This window comes from Paraglaciecola sp. MB-3u-78 (assembly GCF_002835935.1).
In the GTDB taxonomy this organism is placed as follows: Bacteria; Pseudomonadota; Gammaproteobacteria; order Enterobacterales; family Alteromonadaceae; genus Paraglaciecola.
Genome location: NZ_PJCF01000005.1, coordinates 620,204 through 638,450 on the forward strand (window position 1 = coordinate 620,204; position 18,247 = coordinate 638,450).

Annotated in this window: 17 protein-coding genes; all 17 read left to right on the forward strand. The window is 36.3% G+C overall.

Annotation, left to right across the window (positions count from 1 at the left end):
• The first annotated feature begins 63 nt into the window (after positions 1–63).
• Positions 64–948 (forward strand): gfo/Idh/MocA family oxidoreductase, encoded by an 885-nt coding sequence (locus CXF95_RS13820; RefSeq protein ID WP_232787844.1) that lies wholly within the window; start codon positions 64–66, stop codon positions 946–948.
• Positions 949–1,584: 636 nt separating this feature from the next.
• On the forward strand, positions 1,585–2,775 hold the full coding sequence (locus CXF95_RS13830; RefSeq protein WP_101199219.1) for a UDP-N-acetylglucosamine 4,6-dehydratase: 1,191 nt from the start codon (positions 1,585–1,587) through the stop codon (positions 2,773–2,775).
• A gap of 10 nt (positions 2,776–2,785) precedes the next feature.
• A complete protein-coding gene (locus CXF95_RS13835; RefSeq protein ID WP_101199220.1) occupies positions 2,786–3,937 on the forward strand; it encodes a LegC family aminotransferase in 1,152 nt (383 codons plus the stop codon).
• Between the two features lie 61 nt (positions 3,938–3,998).
• Positions 3,999–4,832 carry a GNAT family N-acetyltransferase gene (locus CXF95_RS13840; protein WP_101199221.1) on the forward strand — a complete coding sequence of 278 codons (834 nt, stop codon included), beginning with the start codon at positions 3,999–4,001 and terminating at the stop codon, positions 4,830–4,832.
• The gene (gene neuC / locus CXF95_RS13845) at positions 4,832–5,989 is read left to right on the forward strand and encodes a UDP-N-acetylglucosamine 2-epimerase (RefSeq protein WP_101199222.1); all 1,158 of its coding nucleotides are present in this window, start codon (positions 4,832–4,834) and stop codon (positions 5,987–5,989) included. The genes CXF95_RS13840 and neuC overlap by 1 nt, the downstream gene beginning before the upstream one ends.
• Positions 5,979–6,653, forward strand: coding sequence for a PIG-L deacetylase family protein (locus tag CXF95_RS13850; protein WP_101199223.1), 675 nt, complete (start codon positions 5,979–5,981; stop codon positions 6,651–6,653). The genes neuC and CXF95_RS13850 overlap by 11 nt, the downstream gene beginning before the upstream one ends.
• Entirely contained in the window at positions 6,650–7,726 is a 1,077-nt protein-coding gene (neuB, locus tag CXF95_RS13855) for an N-acetylneuraminate synthase (RefSeq protein ID WP_101199224.1), read from the forward strand. The genes CXF95_RS13850 and neuB overlap by 4 nt, the downstream gene beginning before the upstream one ends.
• On the forward strand, positions 7,719–8,369 hold the full coding sequence (locus CXF95_RS13860) for an acetyltransferase (protein ID WP_101199225.1): 651 nt from the start codon (positions 7,719–7,721) through the stop codon (positions 8,367–8,369). The genes neuB and CXF95_RS13860 overlap by 8 nt, the downstream gene beginning before the upstream one ends.
• A complete protein-coding gene (locus CXF95_RS13865; RefSeq protein ID WP_101199226.1) occupies positions 8,366–9,430 on the forward strand; it encodes a nucleotidyltransferase family protein in 1,065 nt (354 codons plus the stop codon). Before CXF95_RS13860 ends, CXF95_RS13865 begins: the two co-directional genes overlap by 4 nt.
• On the forward strand, positions 9,420–10,118 hold the full coding sequence (locus CXF95_RS13870; protein WP_101199227.1) for a cytidylyltransferase domain-containing protein: 699 nt from the start codon (positions 9,420–9,422) through the stop codon (positions 10,116–10,118). The genes CXF95_RS13865 and CXF95_RS13870 overlap by 11 nt, the downstream gene beginning before the upstream one ends.
• Positions 10,111–10,908, forward strand: a complete 798-nt coding sequence (locus CXF95_RS13875) for an SDR family NAD(P)-dependent oxidoreductase (RefSeq protein WP_101199228.1) — start codon at positions 10,111–10,113, stop codon at positions 10,906–10,908. Before CXF95_RS13870 ends, CXF95_RS13875 begins: the two co-directional genes overlap by 8 nt.
• A complete protein-coding gene (locus CXF95_RS13880) occupies positions 10,902–11,819 on the forward strand; it encodes a Gfo/Idh/MocA family oxidoreductase (RefSeq protein ID WP_101199229.1) in 918 nt (305 codons plus the stop codon). Before CXF95_RS13875 ends, CXF95_RS13880 begins: the two co-directional genes overlap by 7 nt.
• Positions 11,812–12,582: an oxidoreductase gene (locus CXF95_RS13885; protein ID WP_101199230.1), complete on the forward strand. Its 771-nt coding sequence runs from the start codon at positions 11,812–11,814 to the stop codon at positions 12,580–12,582. The genes CXF95_RS13880 and CXF95_RS13885 overlap by 8 nt, the downstream gene beginning before the upstream one ends.
• A 284-nt stretch (positions 12,583–12,866) precedes the next feature.
• Positions 12,867–14,132, forward strand: coding sequence for a lipopolysaccharide biosynthesis protein (locus CXF95_RS13890; RefSeq protein WP_101199231.1), 1,266 nt, complete (start codon positions 12,867–12,869; stop codon positions 14,130–14,132).
• 744 nt (positions 14,133–14,876) lie between these two features.
• Positions 14,877–15,506, forward strand: a complete 630-nt coding sequence (locus CXF95_RS13895; RefSeq protein WP_101199232.1) for a hypothetical protein — start codon at positions 14,877–14,879, stop codon at positions 15,504–15,506.
• 721 nt (positions 15,507–16,227) lie between these two features.
• Positions 16,228–16,908 carry a CatB-related O-acetyltransferase gene (locus CXF95_RS13900; protein WP_101199233.1) on the forward strand — a complete coding sequence of 227 codons (681 nt, stop codon included), beginning with the start codon at positions 16,228–16,230 and terminating at the stop codon, positions 16,906–16,908.
• 482 nt (positions 16,909–17,390) lie between these two features.
• Entirely contained in the window at positions 17,391–18,215 is an 825-nt protein-coding gene (locus CXF95_RS13905) for a glycosyltransferase family 2 protein (RefSeq protein WP_101199234.1), read from the forward strand.
• Positions 18,216–18,247 lie beyond the last annotated feature (32 nt).

Genomic DNA, 18,247 nt, shown 5'->3' on the forward strand with positions numbered 1-18,247 from the left:
AAGGAAATTGTTATGATCTGGTTAGTCGGCGCAGGTGCGATGTCAGTTGCATACGCAAAAGTATTGGATGCTCAAAAATGTGAATATAGAGTAATAGGGAGAGGTGAGGCATCCGCGGTTATCTTTAAAGAAAAAACCGGCGCTGAAGTTTATGTTGGAGGGGTTGATCTATTTTTACAGTCAAAACCAGAGCAGCCCTCTTCGGTTATTGTTAGTGTTAATGCCGACCATTTATTTAATACTTCGATGACGTTGTTAAACTATGGTGTCAAATCATTGCTTATAGAAAAGCCGGGTGGACTGGAGTTGTCCGAAATTAATCAGTTACACTGTAAAGCTGAGAGTTTTGGAGCTGAGGTATTTATCGCTTACAACCGACGCTTTTATAGTTCTGTCATCAAAGCTAATGAGCTGATAGAAAAGGATGGAGGGGTGACGTCTTTTAACTTTGAACTCACAGAGTGGAGTCATATAATTGGTGGTTTAGAACAACCGAAAGCGGTGTTATCTAAGTGGTTCATTGCAAACTCGACGCATGTTGCTGATATGGCATTTTTCTTAGGCGGTAAACCAGAGGAGATCTGCTGTTTTACAGCAGGAAAGTTAGATTGGCACAAAAATTCCGCTATTTTTTCAGGGGCGGGTATCGCAACTAATGGCGCTTTGTTTAACTATGCCGCTAATTGGGAATCAGCTGGGCGCTGGTCTGTTGAAATTTTGACAAAAGAAAATCGCTATATATTTAGGCCGATAGAATCACTTCTTGTACAAAAAAGAGGCACAATCCCTCATGTTTCAGTTGAGCTAGATGATCAACTTGATATCGATTTTAAGCCAGGTCTTTATAAACAAGTCGAATGTTTTTTAAGTGGTAAAACTCAGGGTCTTTGCTCAATTTCAGAGCATCTTAGCCGTTTTCCAATTTATGAGAAAATGGCCAATTATTAGCTTTATCAACAATTGCACAATGAATTCTTTATAAAAAGAGGCTTTAGTATAGTTATATGCAATAAACTTTCTAGAATGCCTATCTATAGACCTCCTAGTTACCTCGATAATATTTTGAAATCAATATGATAAGTGTAAAATTCAAAGGTATATCTGTTTTCAGGTATACCTTTATTTTTTAGGTTTTAAAGGACTTTTTGTTTAAATAGATTGAACCTTTACCCAATGTGATGAGCAGGACGGCCAAATGAAGCCATATCATTAGTCATTATGGGTAGAATTAAGAACAAAATTGTCAACTGGAGAGAGTACAGCAAGACATTGCTTAGCCGCAGCTCTATCACATTTTGTGATAGATGAAGACGTCATCTCAACCAGGCAGTGTAAAGAACACCATGGTGGGCGTGGTAGAGGACGGTTTTTAAGGTGAAATCAAATTTGATGCTGCTAAACTAGATGGTGCTCCACGTAAGGTTATGAATGTCAGGAGACTTAAATCATTAGGCTGGAATTTTTTTCGGTGTCGCTAGAAAAGGGTTTGGCTAAAGCTTGTCAGTGGTTTTTATAAAACAGAGTTAAATTTCGGGGTTGGTTATTTATAGTGACTCCATGTGTATTCATAAAGGTAATATATTAATGAGCTCAATCCTATCGCTTATTGGTCGTGAAAAAGAATTATTTTCCAATGACATTAAAATTCACGAAAAAGAGTTGACAGACATCGTTTTAAGTAGTCGTTTTCTCGTTGTTGGAGCGGCTGGATCAATTGGTCAGGCTGTAACTAAAGAAATTTTCAAAAGAAATCCGAAAAAATTACATGTTGTTGATATTAGTGAAAATAACATGGTTGAATTGGTGCGTGATATTCGCAGTTCATTTGGTTATATTGAAGGAGATTTTCAAACCTTTGCTTTGGATATTGGTTCGGTTGAGTACGATGCGTTCATTAAAGTTGATGGTCAATACGATTATGTTTTAAATCTTTCCGCCCTTAAGCACGTTCGCAGTGAAAAAGATCCATTCACATTAATGCGTATGATTGATGTAAATATCTTTAATACTGAAAAAACATTATTACATTCTGTTGCCAAAGGTACTAAAAAATATTTTTGTGTATCAACGGATAAAGCAGCTAACCCTGTCAATATGATGGGCGCTTCAAAGCGTATTATGGAAATGTTTTTAATGCGCCGTAGTTCAGACATTAAAATATCTACCGCACGTTTTGCTAACGTCGCATTTTCTGATGGCTCCCTGCTTCATGGCTTTAATCAACGTATTCAAAAACGCCAACCCATTGTTGCTCCTAAAGATATTAAGCGTTATTTCGTAACACCTCAGGAGTCCGGTGAACTTTGCCTCATGTCATGCATTTTTGGTGAAAACAGAGATGTTTTTTTCCCAAAGTTAAGCGAAGCGCTGCATCTAATTTCATTTGCAGATATTGCTGTAAAATACCTTAGGCAATTAGGTTATGAACCACATCTTTGTGATTCAGAAGATGAGGCGAGGGAATTGGCTCAAACATTGCCGGAACAGGGTAAGTGGCCTTGTTTATTTACAGATAGTGATACGACGGGTGAAAAAGATTTCGAAGAGTTCTTCACCGAAAAAGAAACATTAGACATGCAACGTTTTGAAAATTTGGGTGTGATTAAAAATGAAGCGCTATTTGATGCAGAATTAGTCTCATTATTTGAACAAGAAATTGGTCAAATGAAGAATGATAAAGAATGGGATAAAGAACAAATTGTTTCATTGTTTTATAAGATGATCCCAGATTTTGGACATAAAGAAACAGGTAAGTACCTAGACAGCAAAATGTAAGGCAATAGTTATGAATAAAAAATTGATAAGTTTTGTCCGGGATGTTTATCAGACCAATGATTTTATTCCGTTACATGCACCGACATTTTCTGGTAATGAAAAAGCATATGTTACTGATGCGATCGATAGCACGTTTGTATCGAGCGTAGGTAAATATGTAGAAGATTTCGAACAACATATAGAGGCTTATACCGGAACAGCTAAAGCAGTTGCGACAGTTAACGGTACGGCTGCATTACATACAGCAATGCATATGGCGGGGGTTAAACCAGGTGATCTTGTTATTACTCAAGCACTCACTTTTGTGGCTACCTGCAACGCGCTCTATCATATGGGCGCACATCCTATTTTTGTTGATGTATCAAAAGTCAGTTTAGGTTTATGTCCTGTCGCAACTGAAGCGTACCTTGAGAAAAATGCCAAGCTCAATTCAGACGGAGTATGCATTCATAAAAGTACAGGGCAAAGAATTAATGCGGTTGTGCCAATGCACACCTTTGGTCATCCTGTTGAGCTTGATGAGTTATTAGCTGTTTGTATGAAATGGAAGCTTATTTTGGTTGAAGATGCGGCTGAGAGTTTGGGCTCATTTTATAAAGGAAAACATACCGGCACTATTGGTGATTTTTCTGCTATTAGCTTTAATGGAAATAAAATAATAACCACTGGCGGTGGTGGTATGGTCCTTTGCAGTAATTTAGAGGCCGGCAATCATACTCGACACGTAACAACGACAGCGAAAGTGCCTCATCCATATGAGTTTTATCATGATGAGCCAGGCTTTAATTATCGACTACCTAATCTAAATGCAGCATTAGGTTGTGCTCAAATGGAAGTATTGCCAACATTTTTAAAGCAAAAAAGAGTACTGGCAGAGCAATATAAAACGCTATTCTCAGGCTCTCATTTTCAGTTTGTTGTTGAGCCTGAATATGCACAATCAAACTATTGGTTGAATGCCATTATCTGCCCTGATACAGATAGTCGAAATGTGTTGTTGAAAGAGACCAATGAGCAAGGTGTAATGACAAGACCTATTTGGCAATTAATGCACCGATTACCGATGTTTAAAAATGCCCTAAAGGGGGATTTAACAGTATCAGAGTGGATTGAAGCGCATTTAATTAATTTGCCAAGCTCTCCCTCGATGTTATTGCAGTAATAAAGATTTAATATGAAAGTATGTGTACCTGTAAGTGGAAAAGTAATAGGTAGAGGTTTTTATGTCTACGAACGATAAAGTTGAATATATCGATATTGATGTTGCATGTGATTTACTACCGTATTTTGACATGATTTCGGAACTGTTTAATGAGTGTTTTGGTAGAAAATTAGATCGACAGTTATGGGATTGGGCTTATCAAAACAATCCATCTGGTTCAGCTTTCGTTTCACTTGCCATTTCTGGTGGAAAAGTAGTTGGCCATTATACTTCTATCCCCATGCCCGTTGAAAGTTCGACTGAAAAAATTGATGGCTACCTAACCATGACTATCATGGTTTCTGCTGCTTATAGACGTTATCGATTATTTCAAGTATTGGGAGAGCGTGTTTTTGAGCGAATTAATGCCACAAATAAACCGTCTGCAGTGTTTGGATTTCCTAATGACAATTCTGCTCCAGGTTTTAGAAAACGATTAGGCTGGATAATATCCGAAGAATATAAAATAATAGAGCTAACCCAAACAACGCAAAAGCAATGTGCTGCTTTACTAGAAAAGCAGGATTTTAGTAGCTTATTTACGCTAAATCTTAATGAGCAAGCATTAAAAAACTGGCGAGTAAATAAACCTTCTCAGGAATGGGGTATTAATGAAGGTGTTGGGTTAAAAGTTTTTGATGGTGGAAGCGACTTAATGTACTTGGCTCATCCCTCTTTGATTTCAAGTATTGAAATCAAAGATAAAGTAAATGTAATTTTACCCATAGGTGAATTGCCGGAGTTTTCTAATATGCATGTAGCATTTCCTTACCGCTTTGGGTACCGCTTGTTTAATTGTGAACATATTAACAACCCTCAATTTTTTGTTCAAATGTGTATGTCGGATGTATTTTAATGAAAATTTTAGCCTTAACCTCAATTCGTTCTGAATATGATTTATTGAGTTCGTTATTCTTTAAACTTAATAATGACCCTGAAATTGATTTACAGCTTATGGTTGGCGGTGCTCATAATTCACCATCATTTGGCCTGACTAAAAAAGATATTGAGTTAGATGGCTTTAATATACTTATCAATATTGAAAGCTTATTGGATGCAGACTCAAAGTCATCTCGCTTGAAAAGTGCGTCAATATTATTATTGTCAGCAGCTGATATCGTAAATCAATTTTCACCGGATTTAATTATATATGCAGGTGATCGCGAAGATGTAATGGTTGGTGCTCTATTGGGGGGGTACCTTTCTATCCCAACCTTACATTTTTTTGGTGGAGATCATTCCTTGGACGGCCATATTGACAACCCTTTACGCCATGCCGTTTCAAAGTTATCTACTTGTCATTTTGTCAGTACACAAGAACATGTAATGAGATTAAAAGCTTTAGGTGAGCCAAGTAATCGAATTCATCATATTGGCAGCGTGGCTTTGGATAAATTTTCAGATATTGAGTTTAGTGGTAAAAGGGTAAATGCAGTTGCGGGAAAAGAACTTGACAGACCTGCCGCGCTATTTATTTTCCATCCTGTTGAAAGTGAAGTGAATATTGCAGCTAAGATTGTTAGTGATTCAATTTCAGCCCTCATTGAAGAAGGTTTTCACGTTTTTGTTGGTAAACCCAATAGCGATTATGGAAATACAGATATTCGCAAGGCTATAGAAGAAATTGAAGGGAAAACAGAGCACATTAGTGTCTATGGTAATCTATCTAGAGAACCCTTCGTGCAACTATTTAAAGCTTGCAAACTGATTGCTGGAAATTCATCTGCCGGACTCTTAGAAGCCGCAAGCATTCCTATACCCTGTATCAATATCGGGGAAAGACAAAAAGGCCGATACTGTTCAGATAATGTTATTTTTGTCGATGTTGACAAAAAATCTGTAATTACTGGTATTAGAAAGGTACAAGAGTTGCAGTTTGAAGAAACATTAAAATTAGTTGTAAATCCATACGGTGACGGTAAAGCTTCCGAACGAGCCTATAACTTAATTAAAACAATTGACTTCAAGTCGTTGCTATTGAAAAAAGAGGATCCCCTAACTCATGGTTACTAAAAACATTTTAATTGTTGCTCCTCATGCGGATGATGAAACATTAGGCTGCGGAGGCACAATCTTACGAGCGATCAATGAAGGGCATAATGTGCATTGGTTATTGGTAACAGGAATGAGCAAAGAGTCAGGATTTAGCCAAGAGCAGATCGATACAAGAAGGAACGAAATTGATAGGGTTTCAACGATGTATGGCTTCACTGCAACTCACGAGTTGATGCTTGCTCCGGCTATGTTAGAAACGCTTCCTAAAGGAGATATAATCGGGCCAATAATATCCATTGTTAACAAAGTTAAGCCGAGTGATATATATACAGTTTTTCGCAATGATGCCCATAGTGATCATGAGATTGTATATGATGCCGTGATGTCTGCGAGTAAGTCTTTCCGTCATCCCTTTATTAAAAGGGTGTTAGCGTATGAAACGATGTCTGAAACTGATTTTGGTATGAAACCAGAGGATGGAGGTTTTAGACCCAATGTTTTTGTTGACATCACTCCACACTTAGACAGAAAATTGGATATTTTAGAAGAATTTAAATCAGAAATTGGAGATTTTCCATTTCCTCGAAGTCGAAAAGCGCTGGAGTCTCTGGCGTGCGTGCGAGGTGTTCAAGCTAATTGTAATGCCGCTGAAGCTTTTATGTTACTTAAGGAAATTCAATGAGTACATTGATTATTGCAGAAGCGGGAGTTAATCATAATGGTAGCGAAAAGCTAGCATTACAATTGGTTGATGTAGCATATAATGCGGGGGTTGATATTGTGAAATTTCAAACCTTTAAAGCTAAAAAACTTGTTACAGTAACAGCCAAACAAGCCGACTATCAAATAGAAAACACTCAGAAAGAAGAGTCACAATTTGCGATGTTAAGTCGCTTAGAGCTTAGTTATGAATTTCATCACGACTTAGTTGCTTATTGTAACAAGCTGGGTATTGAATTTCTTTCAACCGCATTTGATTCCGAAAGTTTAGATTTTTTAGTCAATGAACTAGGCCTGAAAACCTTAAAAATCCCATCAGGGGAATTAACCAACGCGCCTTTAGTTTTGCAGCATGCAAAAACAGGGGCTGATTTAATTGTTTCGACAGGTATGGCTACATTAGCGGAAGTGGAGTCCGCATTAGGTGTTATTGCTTTTGGCTATTTAGCGAAAAGTGATGTTACACCTTCTCTTGATGCTTTTCAGGCTGCCTATTTTTCAGAGGAAGGCCAAGCTCTATTGAAAACTAAAGTAACCGTGCTTCATTGTACAACCGAATACCCTGCGCCAATGAAAGATATTAACTTAAAGGCCATGGATACATTAGCTGAAGCGTTTAAATTGAAAGTAGGTTACTCAGATCATAGTGCCGGTATTAGCGTACCAATTGCAGCCGTGGCAAGAGGCGCTAAGATCATCGAAAAACATTTCACATTAGATAAAAACATGCAAGGCCCTGATCATAAAGCTTCTTTAGAGCCTAGCGAATTAGCTGCTATGGTCGCAGGAATACGCGATATTGAGTTGGCAATTGGTGATGGTGTGAAAGGTCCTAGGCCATCTGAAATAAAGAATAAAGCAATTGCGCGAAAAAGTTTAGTCGCAGCCAAAGATATTGCTGCTGGTGAATTATTTGATAGCGAAAACCTAGCAATTAAACGACCCGGAAGTGGCGTTAGTCCATATCGGTATTGGGAGCTATTAAATACGCAATCAAGCAAATCTTACCTAGAAGGCGAGGTTATCCTTGGATAAAAAGTTTTTTTTATTAGGTGCCGGAGGACATGCAAGCGTATTGGCCGATATTTTAAGGCAAAATAAATTGATAATATCAGGACTTTTTAGTCCCGAAATTGATTTTGCAAGAGCTGCATTATCAGGTATTCCAATATTTAAAAATGAAGACGAAATTTTTGAGTATCAATGCAATACGGTAAGTATCATTAATGGTGTAGGTTCATTACCTGGATCGAATTTAAGAACAAAATTATTTAATAAGTTCACAGAGCAAGGGTATTCTTTTCAACAGGTTATTTCTAAACACTCTTTCATTTCTGATTTTGCAACCTTGGGTCAAGGTGTTCAGGTAATGCCCAGAGCAATTATACAAGCTGGTGCAGTGATTGGTGATAATACTATCATTAATACTGGTGCGATTATTGAGCACGATTGTATTATTGGCAAGCACAATCATGTCGCTCCAGGCGTCACTTTAAGCGGGCAAGTTAGTACAGGAAATAATGTTCATATTGGTTCTGGTGCAACTGTTATTCAAGGCATTTCGATTGGGGATGGGGCTGTTATTGCAGCTGGTGCAATTATTACGAAACACGTTGAAAGCGGCAAGATGGTTTTTGGTGCTAGATCCCATATTCAAGATAAAAAGGGCAAATCATGAGCCATATTTGGCAAAACACATTAATTTCTCCAGACTGCTCAGTCAGAGATGCGCTTGCGGTGATTGATAAAGAGGCCCTGCGTGGCGCTATTGTTGTTGATGAAAATAAAAAGTTGTTGGGGCTAGTCAGCGATGGAGATATCCGACGTGGCTTGCTTTCTGGTGTGTCCTTAAACGACAAAGTATCAGCAGTGATGAATTCTTCCCCTACTATTGCTACTCGAGATACAACACAAGAACAGCTTGTTAAATTAATGGAAGCGAAAGAACTCTTATCGATACCGATTGTTGAGAATGGGATTGTAGTTTCGTTACGTACATTACATGAAATTTTGTCTACGCCGAAACTCGATAATCCAGTATTTTTAATGGCAGGTGGCTTTGGCACGCGTTTAAGACCGCTTACTAATAATTGCCCTAAACCATTATTAAAAGTGGGTGATAAACCGATACTCGAAATAACTCTATTAAATTTTATTAAACATGGATTTGTTAATTTTTATATCTCTACCCATTACATGCCCGAAATGATTAGAAATCACTTTGGAGACGGTTCAAAGTGGGGCGTTAACATTACCTATGTCCATGAGGAATCTCCTTTAGGGACAGGCGGTGCTTTAGGTCTGTTACCTGATGACATTCCTCAGTTGCCATTAATCATGATGAATGGAGATATATTAACGAAGACTAATTTTCATAACTTGCTGGACTTTCATCATAGTGAGAGTGCAGATGCAACCATGTGTGTTCGCGAATACGAGTATCAAATACCCTATGGTGTTGTAAAAGGTGAGCATGGCCAAATTATTAGTATGGTAGAAAAACCTATTCAATACTTCCATATTAACGCAGGGATTTACGTTATTAATCCTCTTGTTATTAAAAAAGTGTCTAAAAATACAGTTATTGATATGCCTACATTACTGGAATCTAAAATTGCAATACACAACAAAATAATGATGTTTCAAATTCATGAATACTGGTTAGATATTGGGCGTATGGATGACTATCATCGTGCTCAAACTGATATTAAAGGATTAGGTATTTTATATGATAAATGATAAAAGAGTTATCGCAGTAATCCCTGCAAGAGCGGGAAGTAAATCTATTATCAATAAAAATATCAAATTACTAGCGGGTAAACCTTTAGTCGCCTGGCCTATTGAAACTGCTCAGAAGTCACAATATATAGATCGAATTATTGTTTCAACTGATGGGGAATTAATAAAATCAGTTGCCGAACAATATGGTGCAGAGGTTTATCTAAGGCCTGAAAATTTAGCTCAAGATGAATCGTTGGTTATTGATTGTGTAAGGGATTTGATTCGACGTTTAAAAAGAGAAAATGAAGACGCATGTTATTTAGTATTGTTAGAGCCAACGTCACCTTTGAGAAGCGTCGAAGATGTTGATTTGGTAATAGAAAAATTACTTACTCATGACTCAGTTGCAACATTTATGGAGGCGGAACTAAATCCGCATAGAGCGTGGAAGGTTGAAGGTGATATGGTCGTTCCATTTATAGATGGTGCAATTCCATGGCTACCGAGGCAAAAACAACCAGAGGCTTACCAATTAAATGGTGCAGTGTATGGCTTTCATATCAATAAAATTACTATTGACGGTAGTCCCGTTTTATCTGGAAATATCGCGGCAGTGATGATGCCCCCAGAGCGGTCTGTGGACATTGACAATCTAATACATTTTGCAATTGCAGAAGAAATAATTAAAGGTGAAATTAATGGTTAGCTTAAAAGGATTATTTGATTTAACAGGAAGAACAGCCTTAGTGACTGGTGGTGCTGGCTTATTGGGCGGTGAAATTGCAGATGCACTTGCGGAGCAAGGTGCAAATATTATTATAGCAAGTCGTAATCTAGATTCATGTAATAAAAAATGCGACCAATTGAAGAAAGATTTTCCAAGTATACAAGTTAGTCATTTCTTTATAGATCTTACGAATTCAGAAAGTATTATCGAATGCGTAAATAGCTCTGAGGCGGCTTTTGGTCAGTTAGATATATTAGTAACTTGTGCATGGTCAGGAAAAAAGAATAGTTGGGATACTATTAATGACGAAGATTGGAATCACGATATTGAAGTTTGCTTAAATGGAGTCTATCGACTAATAAAAGCCTCAACGGCAGCGTTGAAGCGTTCTCAGGGGGTCGTTTTAAATATTGGCTCAATGTATGGCCATGTTGCGCCTGATTATCGACTTTATGAAGGTGTACCTCAAGCAAATCCACCAAGTTATGGTGCAGCGAAAGCTGGCGTTATTCAATTGACTAAATATTTAGGCAGCTTTTTAGCTCAAGACAAAATTAGAGTGAATTGTATTAGCCCTGGTCCATTCCCATTAGAGCATGTAATTGATGAGTATCCAGATTTCAAACAGCGTTTATGTGATAAAAACCCAATGGGGCGCTTAGGAAAACCACATGAAATTAAAGGAGCTGCAGCATTTTTATGTAGTGACGCATCTTCTTATATGACTGGGCAAAATATCTGTGTCGATGGTGGTTGGACTATATGGTAAAACTCGGAGTATTGGGCTTTAGCCCTGCAAATGGTCATCCCTATTCGTTTTCTGCCATCATTAACGGTTATAACCGTAATGCATTTTTGAAAACTGAATGGGTAGGTATTCTCAATTATTTAGAGAAAAGATCGCCATCTGAGTTCTCTGAGTTAGATGCTAAGGTTACCCATATTTGGACGCAGTTTCCTGCTTTATCTCACGAGATTGCAGATTGCTGCAACATTGAGAATATCGTGGACGATTATCTCAATATGATTGGATATGTTGACGGTATTATTATTGCTAGAGATGATTATGAATTGCACAAAGAGCTAGCTCAACACTTTCTGGATGCAGGTATTCCTGTATTTATTGATAAACCGCTAACGTTAGACCGAGAAGAGTTGAATTGGTACAAACCTTATTATGAGAAGGGCTTGATTATGTCATGCTCTGGTCTTCGTCATTGCCAAGAATTAGATCCAGTAAGGAATTCATTAGACTTATATGGGGATGTGAGATTAGTCAGAGCTGCTGTGATTAATGACTGGGAAAAATATGGTATTCACATGCTAGATGCCACTTTAGGTATTTGGGATCAAAATGCCAATAGTATCCAGTGTATATCTAATAATAATTACGACAGTTACTTACTTGAGTTTGAAAATGATTTAACGGTTCAAATTGACACCCTCGGACCCGATGTAGTGGCGTTTTCTTATGAGGTCTTTGGTACTAAGCTGTGCCAAAAATTTGAAATTAGGGATAATTTCACTTCTTTTAAAAGAACCTTAGCGTTATTTGTTGAACAAATTAAAACAACTAAACCAGCTTTAGATTGGCAGAGCTTAAACCGTTCCATTTCTATTTTAATTGCGGGTAGGCAAGCAAAGAAAGCACAGAGTAAGGTAATAGTTAACTATGAATAGTTCATTGGACAATAAAAAAATTGTTGTAGTTGGATCTGCTGGTCTATTAGGATCAAATTTAGTTGCGAGATTATTAACTCAAGGCGCTGAAGTTATTGCGGTTGATCTTGACTTAAACAAGCTTGAATCTCGTTTGGCTCTATCAGGGGTGGATTTAGATGATCAACGATTATTTCTTCAAGAGCTCGATATTACTGATGAACCTGCTGTACGGTTGTTTTTTAAATATCAGCAAGGCTTAACTGGGGCAGTGAATACAACTTACCCAAGGAATTTGTCTTATGGCGCACATTTTTTCGATGTATCTATGGCAAGCTTTAATGAAAATGTGTCTCTTCATTTAGGAAGCTGTTTTCTATTCACTCAGCAATGCGCTGCTTACTTTAAAGCGCAACAATCACCATTTTCATTGGTTAATATTTCTTCTGTTTATGGTGTGGTTGCACCTAAGTTTGGAATATATGAGAGCACTCCTATGACGATGCCTGTTGAGTATGCCGCTATCAAGTCTGCTACACTTCATTTAAATAAATATGTGGCAGCATATGTAAATGATAGTCGTTTTCGCATTAATGCTGTTAGCCCTGGTGGCATATTTGACCATCAGCCTGAAGCGTTTCTTAAAGCCTATCAAAAGAATACTCATGGAGAAGGTATGCTAGATGTAGAAGATGTGATGGGTTCTATTGTATTTTTGCTATCTGAACAGTCGAAGTTTGTAACAGGGCAAAATGTTATTGTTGATGATGGATTTTCACTATGATAAGAAGATCAACATTGATATTGAGGAAAGTCGATTAGGAACCAATCGCCCTTTTACTCATTGGGAATTATATTTTCGAAAAAAATCAAATCTTTTCATGATCATAGTGAACTTGACCAAAATAGTGAATTTTGATTTTGTTTAAAACGAACTAGGCAGGTAGAAATATCAGCTAACTGGAATCCTTATAGGGGAAGGGGCTGCGTGGTCTTATCCTGCCACTGGGGTCACCGAAGAAATACAAATGAACATTAGAATTCTTTGTACCAGAGACTGTAGATAATATGAGTTTTTTAAAAACAGGCTCGATTTATTTGATTAGTAACATAGTCAATAAAGCGATTCCTTTTATGCTTTTACCTATATTGACGAGGTACTTAAGCCAAGCTGAATATGGTCAAATAGCAATGTTTCAATTGTTGATAACGGCTCTATCTGCCTTGGCTGGATTTGGAGTAGTCGGGGCCTCGGCAAGGAAATTTTACGATCAAGATATCACCCCGGATGACTTAAAAGACTTTAATGGGGCTTGCTTTCAAATTTTATTCATTTCAACCATTATTATATCTCCATTTACTCTGTTTTTTTATAAAGAATTATCGGATTTATTAGCTATACCTGCCCAGTGGGTGTTTGCCTCACTAGCGATTGCAAGTTTAGGTTTTATTATCCAAATAAGATTAAGCCAATGGCAAGTTCGCGGTCAAGCTAAACAATATGGGATGTTACAGATTGCAAGCAGTCTTATTAATGTAGTGTTTTCACTACTATTAGTCATAACTTTAAACTTAGGCCCCGCTGGGCGAGTTGATGCGCAGTTAATTACAGTGTTAATCATGAGTTTGCTCACTTTGTACTACTTAAAACTAGATAACTTAGTAAACTTTTTTACTTTTAAGCCCATGTATATAAAAGAAGCTCTCAACTTCGGCGTACCTTTGATACCCCATATAATTGGTATTTTTCTATTGTCGAGTGTTGATCGTTACATAATAAATAGTAAGTTGGGTCTTGAAAGCGCCGCTATCTACATGGTCTCTTATCAATTAAGCTCTGCATTGGCCATCGTATTTGATGCTATTAGTAAAGCATATACACCATGGCTTTTTACTTTACTTAAAAAAGATGTAAAAGAAGAAAAGTTAAGAGTTGTAAAGGGTACATATTTATATATGGCTTTTTTAGTTGTGCTCGCAATTTTATCTTTTGTTATCGGACCGCCAGTTGTGGTTTTTGTTGCAGGTGAAAAATATGCTCAAGCGAGCAGCATAATTGGTTACCTATGTATGGGGCAGATTTTTGGTGGAATGCACTTGATGGTGTCAACCTACGTGTTTTTTTCGAAAAAAACCCAATATTTATCCTTAGTCACGATTATTTCAGGTGTAATAAATGTAGTCATAATGCTACTCCTAGTTGAATATAATGGTCTTGTTGGTGTCGCACAGGCTTTTGCAATAGCTCAGTTTTTGAGGTTTTTATCCACTTGGATGCTAGCAGCAAAAGTACAACCAATGCCATGGTTTACCTACAAAGTCATGGTTAATTAGCCCCTGAGTTGGGGATCTTCATATGCCGAAGTATTAAAATCGTTGTGCCTTATTACTTAAGTATGATGAGATGTCCTAGATGTATTTAAGGTATTACGTGATCCCGCAGACCAAAAACGAAGCACAGCGCTCGTTACGCAGCTGTGTGCTATCGTGTACGCGGTGGAGATTGAAATTTCGGAGTATCATTCCTCCAGCAATGGACGCTCTTAGTTAAACGCACACTGATGAACTGTTACCTTGATAGTTGGATTGAGTGATGGAGAAATCAGGCGGGAAAATACAGCTGAAAACTATGCCATAATACGTTATATTGTAACTAGATTAGTAGGTTCATAACTAAAATTTAGAATGAGTATTAAATGAGGACTAAAACTGGCGAAAGGAAATACCGATTATATTAATCAAACTCTATAGGAATGGTGTTAGGTCATTTAGCTCTGTTTAAAGGGGCTATTATTGGTTGTTAGATCAAGATGCATTTAAAATATGATAATAAATTATATTTCTTTTCTTTGAGGTTTTATGAGTAGTTCAAGAAACGTACTACATTCTGCGTGTGTATATTTTATCGGCAACTTTCGTGAGATAATGTTGTTTTTCATCAATTCCGCTTATTTGTTGCGTAGATATTCCTCAGACGTCAGATATACAAAAAATAAGGATGGAATAATTAATATTCTAGGTAATGGACCTAGTTGTCATGATACCTTTAATCGTAATCTTTGTACGAACGAAAAAATTATGGTTGTTAATTTTACAGCTATCACTGACGTTTTTTTTGAATATAAACCAGAATTCTATGTATTGATTGATCCCAGTTATTTTGAAGTTAAGTCTGATAAATTTATTTTGTTATATGAAAAATTAGCGAAAGTTGATTGGAGTATGACATTGTTCGTCCCTACGTCCTATAGAAAACAGGCAGAAGCTCTTGTCTGTAATCCTAATATTATACTAAAGTTTATCAATTTTAATTACTTACCAGGTAAAAGTAAGGCTGTATTTAATCTTTATCAAAGGAATATAGCGTCACCAAGATTTCAAAATGTGCTTATTGCATGCTTGTATGTATCTATTAATATTGGTTTCAAAGAAATAAAGTTACATGGTGTTGAGCATAGTGAGTTTCAGATGTATGAAATTAACGAATATAATGAGGTCTTGATAAATCAGAAGCATTTTTATGGCAGTGATACGATAAATCTTACAAAAGAAGGGAAAATACTTAAAGGTGAATTTTGGAAGTACCTTCAATACTATTCTTTTATGTTAGAAGCGTATTCCCAAATGAAATCGTATTCAGATTTTTTACGTTGCAATATTGTGAATTACACAAAGAAATCTTTTATCGATTCATTCGATAAGAAATAGAAATTATTGACTCTTTTTCTAATATTATCAGCGAGTCTTTAATTTATGGTTAAAGTATTTTTCTATTGGCTTAATAGCAATGCTTTAATTTCTAAATAATATTGATTTAGTGCATCGTGGCTTTAGATATTTAAAATGTTAGCCAAAAGACCTGTAACTTCTTATAAACCTATGGCCTCCATAGGTGCTGATATTTCCCATGCTAATCATTGTTCTTTAATGACTATGTAACTTGGCATTAGTGGGGGTACTGTCTAGCAAGTGATAAATTAGGACCTTAGAGGCGACTTTCTCGTTGACCAGTTCAGGCAATGAAGCCGTTACTGTTTGCCCCTTTGGGGTCAGCCAACGTGCAAGGTGATAAGGTATGTTCTTATTACAGCTACGCTTTTTTAGCTTTAATAGGCAACCAGCGCTAAAGAACATTAAACATAAACATAATGATGAAATATTTAAAGTCGATACTTCGTGCATTTTTTGATGATTTTTATCTCTCAACAGGTTAAAAAATCCAGCCAAGTCTCGTCACTTATTGGTTTTATTGGGAAATGCTTAAAACCGTCCGGAGTGTTGTTAAAGTAAGTGAATTTTCAAATGCAATAATGGTTATGCTTCGAAGCCATTGGTTACTTGTTAAATATGCTGAATATTTAACAAGTAAAAATAATAAACTGCACTCATTCATCGATGATTGAGTGCTATAAAAGGTAAATATACTAATATGCTTGGGCCTCTAAATAAAATATTTATGTTCTTATATGCAAAAAAAAAATACAGAAAGGTAGTAGATTTTCCTTTTTCTGTAAATATTGCTCGAGGTGCTATTTTTGAAGGAATGAATAAATTGCATAAAAAGACTAATTTTACTGGCAAGCTGGGATTCGGCTCATATATTGCGCCTAACTCTGAAATAGCAGGTATTATTGGACGATACACATCGATAGGCCCTAATGTAAAAGTAATAATAAACACTCATCCATATACATACCCCTTTGTTACGACTAGTCCGGCTTTTTTCTCATTGGACAAACAAAATGGCTCAAACTTAACAAAGGTACAACGGTTTGATGAGCAGCGTATGTTCGACAAAAGTAATAATTATGCCGTTAAAATAGGAAATGATTGCTGGATAGGAGAACGGGCAATGATAATTGGAGGCGTTCAAATTGGCGATGGTGCCGTCGTTTTAGCCGGTGCTATTGTCACGAAAGACATTCCTGCTTATGCAATTGCTGGTGGTGTTCCTGCAAAAGTTTTACGTTATAGGTATCGTGAAGATTCAATTGATTTTTTATTGAAATTCAAATGGTGGGATAAAGAATTGCAATGGTTACAAGACAATGTGGAGTTAATGAACAACATTGAGACCTTAGAAAATGAATATGCTAAAAAGAATCATTAAAGTTGTTTTTTTGTGTTCAGCGTCATTACATATTATTTTATAATTTTCGCTTTTTTCTACATGAAACAAAAGAGACATTTACGTATTAAGGTATAATTAAAATTACCAAATAAAGGTAAAGTAGTTTAAGAAAAAATATCATAGTTGAAGAAAATGCAGACTTTATAATTAGAAATAATGTAGATATATCCAATTCTACTTTTTTATGTACTAAGAATATACTGTTGAAGATGACGTGTTGGTGAGAGGAGCTGCTTTATTCTTAAGGCAATAATGGCAGGATCTAAAACTGTAACAAGGGCTGGGTCTGTGGTTTGAAAACATGGGCCAAAGAATAGAAATATAGAGGTGTACGGATGAAGGTAAGTGATTATATTGCTTCCGCTATTTGTGGGTAGGCTAATTTCTGATTTGGCCCTGAATATTTAAATTATGTCATATCTTTATGAACGTAAATTTTATCCAAAAGAGCTAAATGCCCAATGAATACATCGCCCCTAATATCTGTAATAACAGTTTGTTATAATGCAGAGAATGAATTAGAAACTACGATCGCGTCGGTAATAAATCAAACATATAAAAATATTGAATATATTATCATTGATGGCTACTCAAAAGATAATTCGGTTGACTTAATTAAAAAACATGTAAAAAAGGCGCAAGAAAAGAACGTTAGTTTAAAGTGGATTAGTGAACCCGATGATGGGATTTACTCAGCGATGAATAAGGGAATATCCTTGGCTACCGGTAGTTCAATATTACTTTTAAATGCTGGTGACAGTCTAGGAAGTAATCATATCCAATTAACTATTGATCAATACGATGAGAGTTTGGAAAGTATAGTGGTATATTCGGACTATCAAAGATATTTTAGAGAACTGAATCTTTATGAAGTAAGAGCCTCCTCTCTAATATTAGATACAGGGATGACGGTTTGTCATCAAAGTATGTTTATAGGGAAGAAAATCTATGAGAAATTTGGCTTGTATTCTCTAAATTTTAAATTGGCATCAGATTACGAATTTGTTCTCAGATTAAAGTATTCAAACAATGTTGATTTTATAAAATCCAAGCGCTCAAATGAAGTATATTTCTTAATGGGAGGCGCTAGTTATACTAATTCAATATTTTCAAAAATAGAAGCGATGGAAATAAATAAAAAATATTTCGGCTTTTTTTCCGGCACTCATTTAGTTTTTCTCTATGCTAATTTAAAAGGGTTATTTATGCAGATTTTACTTAACGCGACAAATAAAATATTAGGACCTGAGTTAATGAATTTAATTAGAGTGAAACGAAAAATATAAATTTTTTATAAACATTAAATTTATTTTTATAG

Excerpts from the sequence above, each read along its gene's own strand:
- CXF95_RS13830 (WP_101199219.1), top strand. The coding sequence starts at position 1,585 with ATGAGCTCAATCCTATCGCTTATTGGTCGTGAAAAAGAATTATTTTCC.
- CXF95_RS13835 (WP_101199220.1), top strand. The coding sequence starts at position 2,786 with ATGAATAAAAAATTGATAAGTTTTGTCCGGGATGTTTATCAGACCAAT.
- CXF95_RS13840 (WP_101199221.1), top strand. The coding sequence starts at position 3,999 with ATGTCTACGAACGATAAAGTTGAATATATCGATATTGATGTTGCATGT.
- neuC (WP_101199222.1), top strand. The coding sequence starts at position 4,832 with ATGAAAATTTTAGCCTTAACCTCAATTCGTTCTGAATATGATTTATTG.
- CXF95_RS13850 (WP_101199223.1), top strand. The coding sequence starts at position 5,979 with ATGGTTACTAAAAACATTTTAATTGTTGCTCCTCATGCGGATGATGAA.
- neuB (WP_101199224.1), top strand. The coding sequence starts at position 6,650 with ATGAGTACATTGATTATTGCAGAAGCGGGAGTTAATCATAATGGTAGC.
- CXF95_RS13865 (WP_101199226.1), top strand. The coding sequence starts at position 8,366 with ATGAGCCATATTTGGCAAAACACATTAATTTCTCCAGACTGCTCAGTC.
- CXF95_RS13870 (WP_101199227.1), top strand. The coding sequence starts at position 9,420 with ATGATAAATGATAAAAGAGTTATCGCAGTAATCCCTGCAAGAGCGGGA.
- CXF95_RS13875 (WP_101199228.1), top strand. The coding sequence starts at position 10,111 with ATGGTTAGCTTAAAAGGATTATTTGATTTAACAGGAAGAACAGCCTTA.
- CXF95_RS13880 (WP_101199229.1), top strand. The coding sequence starts at position 10,902 with ATGGTAAAACTCGGAGTATTGGGCTTTAGCCCTGCAAATGGTCATCCC.
- CXF95_RS13885 (WP_101199230.1), top strand. The coding sequence starts at position 11,812 with ATGAATAGTTCATTGGACAATAAAAAAATTGTTGTAGTTGGATCTGCT.
- CXF95_RS13890 (WP_101199231.1), top strand. The coding sequence starts at position 12,867 with ATGAGTTTTTTAAAAACAGGCTCGATTTATTTGATTAGTAACATAGTC.
- CXF95_RS13895 (WP_101199232.1), top strand. The coding sequence starts at position 14,877 with ATGGTTGTTAATTTTACAGCTATCACTGACGTTTTTTTTGAATATAAA.
- CXF95_RS13900 (WP_101199233.1), top strand. The coding sequence starts at position 16,228 with ATGCTTGGGCCTCTAAATAAAATATTTATGTTCTTATATGCAAAAAAA.
- CXF95_RS13905 (WP_101199234.1), top strand. The coding sequence starts at position 17,391 with ATGAATACATCGCCCCTAATATCTGTAATAACAGTTTGTTATAATGCA.